This is a genomic window from Actinomadura darangshiensis (assembly GCF_004349235.1).
GTDB lineage: Bacteria > Actinomycetota > Actinomycetes > Streptosporangiales > Streptosporangiaceae > Spirillospora > Spirillospora darangshiensis.
The window spans coordinates 1-14271 of sequence record NZ_SMKY01000049.1 but is presented as its reverse complement, the minus strand read 5'-3'; the positions used below and the strand labels follow the sequence as shown (position 1 = coordinate 14271).

At 72.5% G+C, this 14271-nt stretch carries 14 protein-coding genes; 7 read left to right on the top strand and 7 right to left on the bottom strand.

Features of this window, described 5'->3' with window-relative positions:
- Complete coding sequence (locus E1293_RS13790; protein ID WP_132197671.1) at nt 1–276, bottom strand: DUF6504 family protein; 276 nt, start codon at nt 274–276, stop codon at nt 1–3.
- A 164-nt stretch (nt 277–440) separates the two neighbouring features.
- A complete protein-coding gene (locus tag E1293_RS13785; protein ID WP_243716206.1) occupies nt 441–713 on the bottom strand; it encodes a hypothetical protein in 273 nt (90 codons plus the stop codon).
- Nucleotides 714–1026: 313 nt separating this feature from the next.
- Between E1293_RS13785 and E1293_RS13780 the strand changes: the two genes are divergently transcribed.
- From E1293_RS13780 to E1293_RS48585, 4 genes are all read left to right on the top strand, one after another.
- A complete protein-coding gene (locus E1293_RS13780) occupies nt 1027–1743 on the top strand; it encodes a TetR family transcriptional regulator (protein ID WP_132197669.1) in 717 nt (238 codons plus the stop codon).
- A 79-nt stretch (nt 1744–1822) separates the two neighbouring features.
- Complete coding sequence (locus E1293_RS13775) at nt 1823–2785, top strand: quinone oxidoreductase family protein (RefSeq protein WP_132197667.1); 963 nt, start codon at nt 1823–1825, stop codon at nt 2783–2785.
- 72 nt (nt 2786–2857) lie between these two features.
- A complete protein-coding gene (locus tag E1293_RS13770) occupies nt 2858–4159 on the top strand; it encodes a DUF4389 domain-containing protein (protein WP_132197665.1) in 1302 nt (433 codons plus the stop codon).
- A 76-nt stretch (nt 4160–4235) separates the two neighbouring features.
- Nucleotides 4236–5927 carry a serine/threonine-protein kinase gene (locus tag E1293_RS48585; RefSeq protein WP_132197663.1) on the top strand — a complete coding sequence of 564 codons (1692 nt, stop codon included), beginning with the start codon at nt 4236–4238 and terminating at the stop codon, nt 5925–5927.
- A gap of 4 nt (nt 5928–5931) precedes the next feature.
- Here E1293_RS48585 and E1293_RS13760 read toward each other — a convergent pair whose 3' ends face one another.
- Complete coding sequence (locus E1293_RS13760; protein ID WP_207938840.1) at nt 5932–6888, bottom strand: alpha/beta hydrolase; 957 nt, start codon at nt 6886–6888, stop codon at nt 5932–5934.
- A gap of 110 nt (nt 6889–6998) precedes the next feature.
- On the opposite strand from E1293_RS13760, the gene E1293_RS48580 reads away from it, so the two are divergent.
- The gene (locus E1293_RS48580) at nt 6999–8660 is read left to right on the top strand and encodes a serine/threonine-protein kinase (RefSeq protein ID WP_207938839.1); all 1662 of its coding nucleotides are present in this window, start codon (nt 6999–7001) and stop codon (nt 8658–8660) included.
- A 125-nt stretch (nt 8661–8785) separates the two neighbouring features.
- Nucleotides 8786–9031, top strand: coding sequence for a hypothetical protein (locus E1293_RS13750; protein WP_132197661.1), 246 nt, complete (start codon nt 8786–8788; stop codon nt 9029–9031).
- Here E1293_RS13750 and E1293_RS13745 read toward each other — a convergent pair.
- Nucleotides 9028–9669, bottom strand: a complete 642-nt coding sequence (locus E1293_RS13745) for a LysE family translocator (RefSeq protein WP_132197659.1) — start codon at nt 9667–9669, stop codon at nt 9028–9030. The two genes, E1293_RS13750 and E1293_RS13745, sit on opposite strands and share 4 nt — an antisense overlap.
- 117 nt (nt 9670–9786) lie before the next feature.
- On the opposite strand from E1293_RS13745, the gene E1293_RS13740 reads away from it, so the two are divergent.
- Nucleotides 9787–11325: an ArnT family glycosyltransferase gene (locus E1293_RS13740; RefSeq protein ID WP_132197657.1), complete on the top strand. Its 1539-nt coding sequence runs from the start codon at nt 9787–9789 to the stop codon at nt 11323–11325.
- 15 nt (nt 11326–11340) lie between these two features.
- On the opposite strand, the gene E1293_RS13735 is transcribed toward E1293_RS13740, so the two are convergent.
- The 3 genes from E1293_RS13735 to cbiB all read right to left on the bottom strand — a co-directional run.
- Nucleotides 11341–11973, bottom strand: a complete 633-nt coding sequence (locus E1293_RS13735) for a DUF1444 domain-containing protein (protein WP_132197654.1) — start codon at nt 11971–11973, stop codon at nt 11341–11343.
- A 57-nt stretch (nt 11974–12030) separates the two neighbouring features.
- Nucleotides 12031–13542: a cobyric acid synthase gene (locus E1293_RS13730; RefSeq protein ID WP_132197652.1), complete on the bottom strand. Its 1512-nt coding sequence runs from the start codon at nt 13540–13542 to the stop codon at nt 12031–12033.
- Nucleotides 13539–14271: adenosylcobinamide-phosphate synthase CbiB (gene cbiB, locus E1293_RS13725; RefSeq protein WP_132197650.1), on the bottom strand; the 733-nt coding region annotated here is incomplete at its 5' end. The genes cbiB and E1293_RS13730, both read right to left, overlap by 4 nt.

Sequence of the window (14271 nt, the reverse complement as noted above, 5' to 3'; positions counted from 1 at the left end):
TCAGTCCCATACCCGCGACAGCAGCCAGCTGTCGGCGGCCACGTCGTAACGCAGCTCGTAGACGCCGATCTCCCGGTCCGGGGTCGCCTCGACCCGCCAGAACTCCCGCTCGCCGGTGGCCTCGCCGTCGGGCTCGCGCTCCCGCCACCAGTCCCGGGTCGTGACCCAGTGCTCCAGCACCCGCCGGACGCTGTAGAGCCGGCCACGCCAGACGAACCGGACCGGACGCCCATCGCTCACCCAGACGTCGACCGGATCGCCGAACACGCGTGTCATCTGCCTCCCCCTCGCGCTCGCCGCACGGGGGAAGAGGCATGCGGCCGTTCGAACAAACGTTCGCATCCGAGTCTAGGGAACCCCGGGCCCGGGGGGCAAGGCGGGGTCGCCGGGAAGTGCGCGGGCCGTCCGCGAGGACACGGGCCGGTCGAGGAGTGCGCAGGTCAGCCGAGCAGCGCGTGCAGGCGGTCGGCCACCTCGGCGAGCCTGGCCACCTCGGCCATGCCGCCGCCGGGCCACAGGTAGTACCAGCCGTCGCCGGACGGGGTGGCGACCACCATGGCCTGCCGCCCGGTGCGCGGGCCGTGCACGGCCAGCAGCGACTCGTCGGGGCCGGCGAACTTCCAGACGAGGCCGCGGGACTCGACCTCGTACGCGAGCGCCGCGAGGTGCCGCCGGCGCACCTCGGCGGTCTCCCCCTCACCGACTACAGACACTTCAGCCGCCTCAGCAGATCCAAGCCGCCCGGATGACCTTGGGCGATCATCCGGCGACGGTTGGTGACCGGGTCAATAGCATGACCCGAAACCCGCGGCTGCGCAGGGGGAATCCGGAGAGTGGGACCGCTGTTGCGGTTTGTGCCGGGGATGGTCCGCGCGGGGCGGTCCGACACGCCGTGCCCACCTGCGCCAATCGCCGCGGATCATTCCGGTCCGCGGAAGCCGCCGCGCGTGCGGAGGCCCCGTCCGTGATAGAAGCCTCTGTGAGACGGGCCATAGCCCGCGTCAGGCAGACAGAAGGAGCGAGCCGATGAGCGCCGTCCCCGCCGGCGACCCGTCAGGCCATACGCACGACCGTGCCCGCGAGCCCGGTGGCGAGCAGAGCCACGAGCAAGGCCACGAGCAGGGCCCCGCCCTCGCCGGGCTCCGCGAGCGCAAGAAGCAGCGGACCCGTATCGCGCTGATCGACGCGGCCCTGGACCTGTTCCTCGCCAAGGGCTACGAGGCCACGACGATCGACGAGATCGTGGCGGCGGTCGAGGTGTCGCAGCGGACGTTCTTCCGCTACTTCGGCACCAAGGAGGACGTCGTCACGAACTTCCTCACCGAGCACGACCAGGTCCTGGAGGAGGCCCTCACCGCCCGCCCGGCCGGAGAGCGGCCGTTCACCGCGCTGTTCGAGTCGCTGCGCGTGGTGCTGCGGACGATCGCCGAGAGCGACCCGGCCGACGGCGCCCGGTTCCGCCGCGTCCGGCAGGTGATCGAGGCGACGCCGTCGCTGATGGCGGCGCAGATGGCGCGCTACTCGGCGTCGGCCGAGGCGCTCGCCGCCGAGATCGCGCGCCGCGAGGGCGTCGACATGGAGGCGGACCTGCGGCCCCGCATCGTCGTCTCGTTCTACCTGGCCGCGGTCAAGGTCGCGTTCGAGGACTGCGCCCGGCACGACATCTGGGACGCCGGGACGGTCGCCGCCCGGGTCGAGGAGGCCGTGGCGCTCGTCGCCCGGACGATGCGCGACTGGGTCTGACCGCCCGCCCGTGGAATAGCCCGCGCGGACGCCGGGTTCTCGCGTGCGGCAGAGCCGACCGACCGTACAGGAGCACGACATGCGCGCGATCGTCATCACCCGCACCGGCGGACCCGAGGTGCTGGAGCCCGCCGAGCGGCCCGACCCGGAACCGGGCCCCGGCGAGGTGCTGATCGACGTGGCGGCGGCCGGCGTCAACTTCATCGACGTCTACTTCCGGACGGGCGCCTACGCGCAGGACCTTCCGTACACGCCCGGCGTCGAGGCCGCCGGCACGGTCGCCGCGGTCGGCGACGGCGTCTCGGAGTTCGCCGTGGGTGACCGGGTGGCCTGGGCGAACACGCAGGGCGGATACGCGGCGAAGGCCGTCGTCCCGGTAACCGAGGTCGTCCCGGTCCCGGCCGGGGTCGACCTGGCGGACGCGGCCGCGTCGCTGCTGCAGGGCATGACCGCGCACTACCTGACCCGGTCGACGTATGCGGTCCGGGAGGGCGACACCGTCCTCGTGCACGCGGCGGCGGGCGGGATGGGCCTGCTGCTCGTCCAGGCGGCCAAGGCCCTCGGCGCCCGCGTGATCGGGACGGCGTCCACCCCGGAGAAGGAGAAGCTCGCCAAGGACGCGGGCGCTGACGTCACCCTGGGGTACGACGGCTTCCCCGAACGCGTCCGGGAGCTGACCGGCGGCGAAGGCGCGCACGTCGTGTACGACGGTGTCGGGGCGCCCACGTTCGACGGCAGCCTGGCGAGCCTCCGGCGGCGCGGCACCCTCGCCCTGTTCGGGGCCGCGGGCGGCGCGGTCCCGCCGTTCGACCCGCAGCGCCTCAACCGGGCCGGGTCGGTCTATTTGACGCGGCCGTCCCTCGTCCACTTCGTCGCCGAGCGCGAGGAGCTGCTGGAGCGCGCCGCCGACGTCTACGGCTGGGTGGAGTCGGGCGATGTGAAGGTGCACGTCGGGCACCGCTACGACCTCGCCGAGGCCGGTACCGCGCACGCCGACCTGGAGGCGCGGCGGAGCACCGGGAAGCTGCTGCTGATTCCCTGACCGCTCCGTCCGGGTCCCCTGACTCCCATAGGCTGGCTCCCGAAAGACGATCTTCCGAGGAGCGCCGCCCGCATGACGACGTACGCCGCCGGACCCCTGGAGCACGACGAACCCCGCGTCCTCGGCCCCTACCGCCTGCTCGGGCGGCTCGGCCGCGGCGGCATGGGCACCGTCTACCTGGGCGCCGAACCGGACGGGCGGCGGGTCGCGGTCAAGGTCGTCAACCGGGAGCTGGCCGGGGAGCCCGCGTTCCTCGCCCGGTTCCGCCGCGAGGTGACCGCCGCGCGGCGGGTCCACCGGTTCTGCACCGCGCCGGTGATCGACGCCGAGCTCGACCAGGACCCGCCGTACATCGTCACCGAGTACATCCACGGGCCGAGCCTGGAGGCGGCCGTCCGCGACAAGGGGCCGCTGCCCGGCTCGGACCTGGAGGGCATCGCGGTCGGCGTCGCCACCGCGCTCGCCGCGATCCACGGCGCCGGGATCGTGCACCGCGACCTCAAACCCGCCAACGTGCTGCTGTCCTCCACCGGGCCGCGCGTCATCGACTTCGGCATCGCCCGCGCCCTCGACGCCCCGGACGGCCCCACCCGCACCGGCCAGTTCGTCGGGACGCCCGCCTACATCGCGCCCGAGGTGCTGCACGGCGAGCCGGTCGAGCAGGCGTCGGACGTGTTCGCGTGGGGCTGCGTCGTCGCCTACGCCGGGACGGGACGCCCCCCGTTCCACGGCACGACCGTCGCGGAGACGTTCCGCCGCATCGAGCACGACGAGCCCGACCTCGCCGGCCTCGACCCGCGGCTGCGCGAGATCGTCGCCGCCGCGCTCGGCAAGGACCCGCGCGACCGTCCGACCGCGCGGCGTCTCCTCACCCGGCTCGTCGGCCAGGAGAAGGCCGACCTGGAGCACGCCGTCGAAACGATCTCCGCGTCCTGGCAGGGGCCGGAACCGGCCCCCGCGCCCGAGCCCCGCACGGAAACCGAGCGGCCCGCGCGGATCGAGGTCCCGGAGCCGGGGCCCGCCCCCGAGGCGCCGGCCGCACCGCCGGCGCCGGAGCCCGTCGAGGACACCGTCCTGGTCGACCTGCCGTACCCCGAGGCGTGGCGCGGCCCGCGACGCTGGCTGACCCTGCTCAGGGGCCTGCTGGTGATCCCGCACCTGGCCGTGATGCTGGCCATGTACGCGATGCTGGTCGTCGTGATGCTGCTCAGCTGGCTGGTGATCCCGTTCACCGGCCGGTACCCGCGAGTGCTGTACGGGCTCGTCGTTGGCTGCCAGCGCTGGTCCGGCCGCGTGGTGGCCTACGCGTTCGGCCTCACCGGCGACAAGCTCCCGCCGTTCCGCACTCTCCCCCGAGCCCGCCGAACCCCCTGAACGCTTCCGGCGTCGAAATTGCGAAGGACCGCTAGGGTTCTACCGCAAAGACTCCCCATATCCCCTCAGGATCACGATGACCACGCACGCAGGAGAGAACGGTGAGGCCCTGCGCCCCGAGGACCCCGCGGAACTCGGCCCCTACCGGCTGATCGGACGGCTCGGCCGCGGCGGCATGGGAACGGTGTACCTCGGCGAGGACCGCGCAGGCCGCCGCGTCGCCGTGAAGGTGATCAACCGGGAGCTGGCCGGGGAGGGCACCTTCCGGGACCGGTTCCAGCGGGAGGTGACGGCCGCGCGGCAGGTCCGCCGGTTCTGCACCGCGCCCGTCATGGACGCCGAGCTGGAACAGGACCCGCTCTACGTCGTCACCGAGTACATCGAGGGCCCGAGCCTGGAGCGCGCCGTCGCCGAGCGCGGTCCGCTGCCCGGCTCCGACCTGGAGGGCATCGCGGTCGGCGTCGCCACCGCGCTCGCCGCGATCCACGGCGCCGGGATCGTGCACCGCGACCTCAAACCCGCCAACGTGCTGCTGTCCTCCACCGGACCGCGCGTGATCGACTTCGGCATCGCGCGGGCGCTGGACGCCGCCGACGGGCCGACCCGCACCGGGCAGTTCGTCGGCACCCCGAACTACCTGCCGCCCGAGCTGCTGCGCGGCGAGCAGGTCACCCCCGCGTCCGACGTGTTCTCGTGGGGCTGCGTCGTCGCCTACGCCGGGACCGGCTCGGCGCCGTTCGCCGGCAACACCGTCCCGGAGATCTTCTACCGCGTCGTCCACGACGCGCCGAAGCTGGACGGCCTCGACCCCGACCTGCGGGAAGTGGTCGCCGCGGCGCTCGACAAGGACCCGCGCAACCGGCCGTCCGTCCAGGAGCTGCTCGGACGCCTCGTCGGCAACGGGACGACCGATCCGGCGACGCTCGCCCAGACCGTCCAGGCGAGCTGGCACGGGACACCGACGGACCCGACCGTGCAGGCGCGCACCGGCCAGGCCGCCAACCAGCAGACCGCCCGGCTGGGCGCCGACACGACCCGGCACGACGGCCGGCCCGCCGCGAAGTCCGGCCTCCCCCGCCGCCCGCTGATCATCGCCGGCGCCGCCGTCGCCGCGCTGCTGGTGCTCGCCGTCGTCGGGTTCACCCTCCTGCGCTCCGATGGCCCACCCGACGACCACCTGGCCACCGCGTTCGCCGACGACTTCTCCAACACGACCTCCGGTTGGGGGGACGGCATCATGGGCGATTACTCCTACGTCAACGGCAAGTACCAGATGAAGACGTCCGACACGTCCGACTCGATCGTCCGGAAGGTGCCCAAGGACAAGGTGGAGGCCTTCCCCGACCCGATGCTGGTGACCGTGACGGCCGCCGCCGAGGGCCCCGCGGACGGGCGCTACGGCATCATCTGCCGACAGAACGACGACGGCAAGCGCCAGTACGTGTTCCTGGTCCGCAACGACGGCAAGGGCGCGGTCCTCCGCAAGGTCAACGGGGACGCCGGGACGAAGGAGCTGGCGAACCCGTCGTCGGTGCCGGGCTTCGAGAAGGACGGCCCGAACAAGCTCCAGGCCGCCTGCGAAGGGCAGGAGAGCGGCCACAAGGTGCACCTGCGGCTCTGGGTGAACGGCGACAAGGTCCTCGACGAGACCGACGGCGACCAGCCGCTCCCCAACGGCTTTGCCGGTCTCACCGCGGAGCGCGGCGGCAACGCCGCCCAGCAGATCACCGTGCAGTTCGACGACTTCGACATGTCGAAGATCCAGTAGCGGGTCAGCCGGCCGGCAGGTAGCCGTTCGTCCAGCGGGTCAGCTCGTCGAACACCCGCGTGCGGGCCGGTTCGGCGGACAGCACGAGGTCGTGCAGGCCGCCGTCGACGCGGACGAGCGTGACATGCCGTCCGATCCGCGGTGCCCAGCGGGCCATGTGCTCGACGTCGAGGACGGCGTCGGCGCCCGTCACGTCCAGCACCTTGCGGGTCGGGCGGACGCTTCGGGTGGACGCCATCACCAGCACCGGCACGTCGACGTCCAGGCCCTTGTGCAGGCGCAGCTGCCCGCGGCGGACGGCCGCCAGCCACGCCGCCCGCACCGGGAACCCGAGGATCGGCTTCCATTCGAGGTCGAACTCCCACTCGCCCTCGTGGTCGCGGTGGATGCTGCGCGGGTACCGGTCGGACACGCCCGCCGGCAGCTTCGCCTTCGGGAACCGGGGACGCAGCGCCCGCGCCAGCCCGGCGCCGACCTTGCGCAGCACCAGCGGCTCGGCGAGGTCCACGAACGGGCTGTTGAGGAACAGGCCGTCGACCAGCCCCCGGCCCTTGGCGCGGTCGGCCCACAGGGCGGCGATCAGGCCGCCGGTGGAGTGGCCGTTCAGCAGGAGCGTGTCGTGGCCGTCCACGTCCCGGACGATCCGCACCGCCTCGTCGATCTCCGGGAAGTAGTCCGACAGGCTCTCGATGTAGTTCGCGGTCTGGTGCGGACGCAGCGACCGCCCGTATTTGCGCAGGTCGAGGGCGTAGAAGTCGAAACCGAGGTCGACGTAGAAGTCGGCGAGGTGCTTCTGGAAGAAGTAGTCGACGAACCCGTGCAGGTACAGCACGGCCCGCCGGGACGGATCCGTGCGGCGGCGCCGCACGAGCGTCGCCACGACGTCCCCCTCGGCGTCCCGCCCCATCGGCAGCTCGATCGCCTCGTATCCGGGGCCGAGCACATCCGCCGTCACGTCCACGTTTCCTCCCGCAGTCCGGTGAACCGACGCCCCATGATCGGGCGTCATAGAGACCGAGTACGAAAGACTGAACCACACCACAGCCCCCTCCGCCCCCCGGGAGTCGAGCCATGCAGGCGCCCCTCCGCGACCGAGACCCGCGCCGGCTCGGCCCGTACCGGCTCACCGCCCGGCTCGGCCGCGGCGGCATGGGCACCGTGTTCCTCGGCGAGGACGACGCGGGACGGCAGGTCGCGGTCAAGGTCATCAACGCGGAGCTGGCCGACGACGAGGCGTTCCACGACCGGTTCCGCCGCGAGGTGACGGCCGCGCGGCAGGTCAGCCGGTTCTGTACGGCCGCCGTCCTGGACGCCCGCCTCGACGGCGACCCGCTGTACGTGGTGACCGAGTACGTGAACGGGCCGTCGGTCGAGGAGGCCGTCAAGGCGGACGGGCCGCTGCGCGGCGGCGACCTGGAGGCCCTCGCGGTCAACACCGCGACGGCGCTCGCCGCGATCCACGGCGCCGGGATCGTGCACCGCGACCTGAAGCCGTCCAACGTGCTGCTGTCCCCGACCGGGCCGCGGGTGATCGACTTCGGCATCGCGCGGGCGCTGGACGCCTCCGACGGCCCGACCCGGACCGGCCAGTTCGTCGGCACGCCCGCCTACATCGCGCCGGAGCTGATGCACGGTGCGGGGATCGCCCCGGCGGCGGACGTGTTCTCCTGGGGCTGCGTCGTCGCCTACGCGGGCACGGGACGCGCCCCGTTCGGCGGCGGGACGTTACCGGAGGTCATCAACCGGGTCACCAATGCCGAACCCGACCTGGACGGCCTCGACCCGGCCGTCCGGGACCTGGTGGGCCGGTCGCTCGCCAAGGACCCCGCCGGGCGTCCGACGGTGAAGCAGCTGATCCAGGCCCTGACCGGTGAGAACAAGCCGGCGGCACCGCCCGTGCCGGAGACGGCGGCCGTCGCGACGACCGTCGACTCCGTGCCGCCGACACGTCCGGTCGACGCGCGGAGCACGGCGGCACCGGCGTCGACTCCGGCTCCGGCTCCGGCGAAGAGGCCGCCCGCCTACCGGAACCACGGCCTGCTCATCGTCGCGGTCGGCGCCGTCGTCGCCGCCGCCACCGTGATCGGCGTCCTCAACCTCCCCGGCGGCGACGGCACCCCGGACGGCTCCCGAACGAGCGCGGCCGCCGACCTCGGCGACGACCCGCCGGACGTCAAGGACAAGGTCTTCGACGACAAGTTCAGCGACGAGGACTCCGGCTGGAAGACGGCCACCACCGCCATCTGGGACGCGTCCTACCGCGACCGGAAATACGAACTCCACGTCCTGCCCACGACGACGCGCACGACCGCCGACGCGCCGGTGGACAAGGTCCCCGGCTCCCAGCTCATCGAGGTCAAGGTCACCTTGAAGGACGCCGGCGGCGAGGCGGGCGTGTACTGCCACGGCGGCACCGGCTACGCGTTCCTCCTCCGCTCGGACGGGCGCGCACGCATCGCCAAGCTGTCGTCCGGGCAGGCGAAGACCGTCACGACCGGCGCCGTCCCCGGGCTCCGCGACGACGACAACCGCGTCCAGGCCGCCTGCGTCGAGCACGGGGGCGGCAACATCGACCTCGCGATGTGGGTGAACGGCAAGCAGGTCGCGTCGTCCGCCGCCACGCCGCCCGAGACGGACGCCCCAGGCCCGAGCGGCCTGGTCGTCGTCCGCTCCGAGGGCGCGGCCGGATATCCGCAGGCGATCTTCGACAACTTCTCGCTCTGCGGCATTTGACCCCCGTCGTGACATCACCGCAGGTCACCTAGCGTTGTCAGGATGTCCGAGACCAGCAGCCACGCCGGGCTCCGGCTGCGGGCCCGGCTGCGGCGCGAGGACCCGGGCAGCCTCACCTACCGGATGTGGCTGTTCCCTACCTCACCTGGCTGGTCATCGCCGCGCTGCTCGCCGTGCTGGCCTCGATGGCGTTCATGGCCGAGCAGCGCTCCCAGCTGATCGCCTCGCTGGTCAGCCGCGCCGTCGTCGCGGTCGCCTACCCGCTGCGCCGCCGCTTCGGCCGCACCCCGCCCCGTGGCCGCACCCCCGACACTGACGTCCAAAGCCAAAATCTAGTCACGGTGGGGGGACGCCCCCCGGAACCGCCTTAGTCCTTGCGGCCGGTCCCGGCGACGGCGACGCCGAGGCCGATCATCATCAGCCCGCCGGTGCCGCCGATCGCGGCGAGGCGGCGCGGCGACCGGGCGAACCACGCGCGGGCCGTCCCGGCGGCGAGGCCCCACACGCTGTCGCACAGCAGCGCGATGAAGGAGAAGACCAGCCCGAACACCAGCATCTGCAGCGGCACATGGCCGAGGTCGCGGTCGACGAACTGCGGCAGGACGGCGACGAAGAACACGGTCGTCTTCGGGTTGGTGATGCCGACGACGAAGCCCTGCCACAGGTCACGGCTCCGGCTGCCGCTCTCGGGCGCGGCGCTCCCGATCGCCTCGCGCAGGGAGCGGCGGTTCCGGAACGCCTGGACGCCGAGGTAGACGAGGTAGGCCGCGCCCGCCAGCTTCAGCGCGGTGAACACGACCACGGACCGTGCCACGACCGAACCGACGCCGAGCGCGACCGCGAACGACAGCAGCAGCGCGCCGATCTCGTTGCCCATCACGCTGGTGAGCGCGGTGCGGCGGCCCTGGGCCAGGGCGCGGCCGACCACGAACAGCACCGTGGGGCCGGGGATCACGATGATGGCGAGCGCCATCGCGGAGAAGGCAAGCAGCTGATGGATCGACACCATGCCCGCACCCTACGCAGGACGTCCGACAAGTCCCACCGATTTTCCGGTCGGCGGTGTCCGGGGCCGGACGCGGCGAAGATCGTGACTTATGCCGCATCCGCCGCTTAGATTCTGCTCATGTCGGCTCCTGCCTCCGCGGCGCCCGGTCCTGTCGAAGCCGCCGTCGCGACCGGCTCACCGCCGATCGCCTGGAAGCCGGTGCTGCTGCTGGCGGCGGCCCTGGGCGCCGTGCTGCTGGCCGTCAGCGCCCGGTACGGCTACCACCGCGACGAGCTGTACTTCCGGGTGGCCGGGCGCCATCCGGCCTGGGGATATCCCGACCAGCCCCCGCTGATGCCGCTGATCGGCCGGGCGGCGACGGCGGTGTTCGGCGACTCGCTCGTCGCGCTGCGCGTCCCGGCCGCGCTGTTCACCGCCGCCGGCGTGGTCGTCGCCGGTCTGACGGCGCGCGACATGGGCGGCGGGCGCCGGGCCCAACTGCTGACGGCCGCGGCATACGCCGTGTGCCCGTTCGCCGTCGCGGCCGGCCACACGTTCTCCACCGCGACGCTCGACCTCCTGCTGTCGACGGTGATCGTGTGGCTGGTCGTGCGGTGGGTGCGGACACGCGACTCCCGGCTGCTGCTCGCGGTCGGGATCGTGTCGGCGCTGGCACTGAACGTGAAGTACCTCGCGGCGTTCCTGGTGGCCGCACTGGTGTGCGGGCTGCTGATCTCGGGCCCGCGCGCCTTCGTTCGGCGTCCGATGCTCGCGGCCGGGGCGCTCGTCGTGGTGATCGCGGTCGTCCCAGGGCTGGTGTGGCAGGCGCGGCACGGCTGGCCTCAGCTCGACATGGCGGACGCGATCGCCGGCAAGGGCGACTTCGCGGGGCGGCCCGGGTTCGTCCCTTTCCAGATCCTGCTGACCGGGGTGCTCACGTCCTGGCTGTGGATCTACGGGCTGTGGCGGACGTACCGGTCCGACGAACTACGGGCGTACCGCTTCCTCGGGCACGCCTACCTGCTGCTGAACGTCCTGTTCCTCGCCACGGCCGGGAAGCCGTACTACCTGAGCGGGCTGTGGGCGGCACTGTGGGCGGCGGGCGCGGTCGAGATCGAGCGGAACGGCGCGCCCCGGGGGTTCGGCTGGCTCACGTCCGTCCCCGTGTACGTGTTCACCGGGATCACGACGCTGCTGCTCACGCTGCCCGTCTACCCGGTGAAGTGGCTGGCCGACACGCCGCAGCCCGCCGTCAACGCCGACTCGGCGGAGACGGTCGGCTGGCCGCGGTTCGCGGCGCAGGTGGCGCACGCCTACCGGGCGCTGCCACCGGACGAGCGGGGCGCGGCGACGATCGTCGTCAGCAACTACGGCGAGGCGGGGGCGCTCGACAAGTACGGGCCTGGGCTCGGGCTGCCGCGCGCCTACAGCGGCCACAACGGGTACTGGTACTTCGGCCGCCCGCCGGACACGTCCGGGTCCGCGATCGTGGTCGGGCCGGAAACGGTCGCCGAAGGCGCGGAACTGCGGCGGTTCTGGACGGACGTGCGCCCGGTCGGCGAGATCGACAACGGGGTCGGCCTGGACAACCAGGAGCAGGGCAAGCCGATCTGGGTCTGCCGCGGGCAGCGCGCCCCGTGGTCCCGGCTGTGGCCCGAGTTCAAGCGGCTGTCGTAGCGGGGTCCACCGGCTTCACACCGACAGGACGTCCCAGCCGCCGGGGCGGCGCACGATCAGGTCGTGGGTGAGGAGGCTTCCGGCGGGAACGTCCCATGCCGGGTCGGCGGCGTCGTCGCCGCGATCCTCCGCCCACACCTGCGTGACCGCCCAGCGAAGCTTGTCGATGCCGTCCGGATGACCGGTACCGGACGCGACGAACACGTCCCGCGCGGGCACCGCGACGACGAGGTCGCCGTCCACGTCCTGCGCGAGCTTCTCCAGGAACCCCTCGTCCAGCAGCAGGCCGGACTCCAGGCTCCCGCGGCGCCCGGACCCGCCCAGCGACACCGTCACGGCGCGCACGTCCGGGTACCAGCTGAGCGACAGCTCGGGCCGCAGGTCGCGCAGGTTGATCACGGCGCGGCGGCGCAGCTCGCCCGGCGCCACGCCCAGCTCGGCGCAGTGCCGGCGGGCGACGTGCTCGTAGCGGCGGCCGGACGGCACGCCCTCGTCGGCGACCTCCAGCGCGTAGGTGACGTAGAGGTCGGCGGCGAACGGGTCGCGGATCGGCTCCTCGTCGGCGGGCAGCGGGAACTCGAGCTGGACCTCGGCCGGCACCCGCGCCTTCAGCAGCGGGACGATCAGACTGGACCGCGGGTCGGTCACGGGGCGTTCCTCCTGATGCCTGGGGTGCGGATGCTGCTGCCTGTGCCTACGAGCAGATCACCCTACCGCCGCGCCGGGCGGTTCCGGGGCTCCGCCGGGCGGGACGACGGGCAGGCCGCCCGGCGCGCCGCCCTCGATGATCCGCCACACGGCATCGGTGTCCATGTGCCGCTCGACGAGATCGGCGAGCGTGTCCATGGTCGCCTCGCGCAGCGCCGCGAACTCCATATCCGGGGCGGGGGTGAAGTCCCGATTCGCCTGCCCGGCCACGTCCTTCAGGAATGCCCGCCGAAACCCGTCGTTCTCCATGGCGCCATGCCAGGTCGTGCCCCAGACGGCACCTTTACGGCAGCCGTCGAGGAAAGGCTCGCCCTGCGCGGTCACCACGCCGTGATGGATCTCGTAGGCGTGGACGTCTTCGCCGTACGCGGTTCCCGTCGGCCGCCCCAGGATCTTCTCTTTCCCAAACTCGACCCGCGCGGGGAGAAGTCCCAGTCCTTCGGCCCTGCCCCGTCCGGACTCGACGTCGTCCACGATCTCTTCGGCGAGCATCTGGTAGCCGCCGCAGATGCCGAGCACGGGCCGTCCCTCGCGGGCTCGTTTCCGGACCTCCTCCGCCATTCCCCGGTCGCGGAGCCATTCCAGGTCATTGACCGTGGCCCGGGTCCCCGGCAGGACGACCAGGTCGGCCTCGGCCAGATCACCTGCACTCGCCGCGTACCGGACCACGACCCCCGGCTCGCAGGCGAGAGCGTCCATGTCCGTGAAATTGGAGATGCGCGGGAACCGGACGACGGCGATACGCAAGGTCTCTTTCCCATACGGCCCTTTCGCGTCGGGCCGTGGGGAGTCCAATGCCAGGGTGTCCTCGGAGTCGAGATACAGGCCGAGCGTCCAGGGCAGAACCCCCAGCGTTGGACGTCCGGTGAGCATCTTCAGCTGCTCCAGCCCCGGTGCCAGCAGTTCCGGGGCGCCCCTGAACTTGTTGATGACGAATCCGGCGACCAATGCCTGATCCGCGGGCTCCATCAACGCCACCGTGCCGTACAACGACGCGAAGACCCCGCCCCGGTCGATGTCGCCGACCACCACCACCGGCAGATCCGCGGCCCGCGCCAGCCCCATGTTCACGATGTCGCCGGCCCTCAGATTGATCTCGGTAGGACTCCCGGCCCCCTCGCACACCACAACGTCGTACTCGGCCCGCAACTCTTCAAGGCTCTCCAGGACGACACCCTTAAGCCATTCCTTGTGCTCCCCGTACTGAAGCGCGTCGACCTCGGCGACCGGACGCCCCAGCACGACCACCTGACTGCGGCGATCACTACCCGGCTTGAGCAGCACCGGATTCATCCGCGCCGCCGGCTCCACCCCCGCCGCCTGCGCCTGCATGAACTGCGCCCGCCCGATCTCCGCCCCATCACTCGTCACCATCGAATTCAGCGACATGTTCTGGGCCTTGAACGGCGCGACCTTCACCCCCTGCCGGGCCAGCCACCGGCACAACCCGGCCGTGACGACGCTCTTCCCCGCATCGGACGTCGTCCCCGCCACCAGCAGCCCGCTCACCGCACACTCCAGATCAGGGCCGCCGCCGCGAACGTCACCGCCGCCGAAAGACCCACGGCCCGCCGGATGTCCTTCACCTCGGGCGCCCTGCCGTCCCCCATCTCGGGCCGCTGCTCGACCCGTCCGCCATAGGCGTTGACGCCCCCCAGCCGCACCCCGAGCGCCCCGGCGAACGCGGCCTCGCACCGTCCGGCATTGGGACTCGGATGCTTCTTCCCGTCCCTGACCAGCACCCGCCAAGCATCCCGCCCCGAACACAACGCGACCAATCCCCCGGTCACCCGCGCGGGAACCCAATTGGCGACATCATCGAGCCGCGCACTCGCCCACCCGAACCGCTCATACCGCGGACTCCGATACCCGACCATCGCATCCAACGTGTTCACGGCCCGGTACATGAGCAGCCCCGGAATACCCGCCACAGCGCCCCACACCAGCGGAGCGACCGACGCGTCCGACGTGTTCTCGGCCACCGACTCCACGACCGCCCGGCTCAAAGCCGCCGCGTCCAGCCCCTTGGGATCCCGCGCGCACAAATGAGAAAGCCGCCCCCTGGCCGCCTCGACGTCCCCGTGCTCCAGGGCCCGCGCCATAAGGAGCCCCTCACGCCCCAAAGACGTCCCCCCAAGCACAGCCCAGGTGACCCCCGCAGTAACGACCCCGCGCACAACAGGCCCCCGGCTGGCCCGCTCGATCACAACTCCAACCACCCCGGCACCACCCACGAGG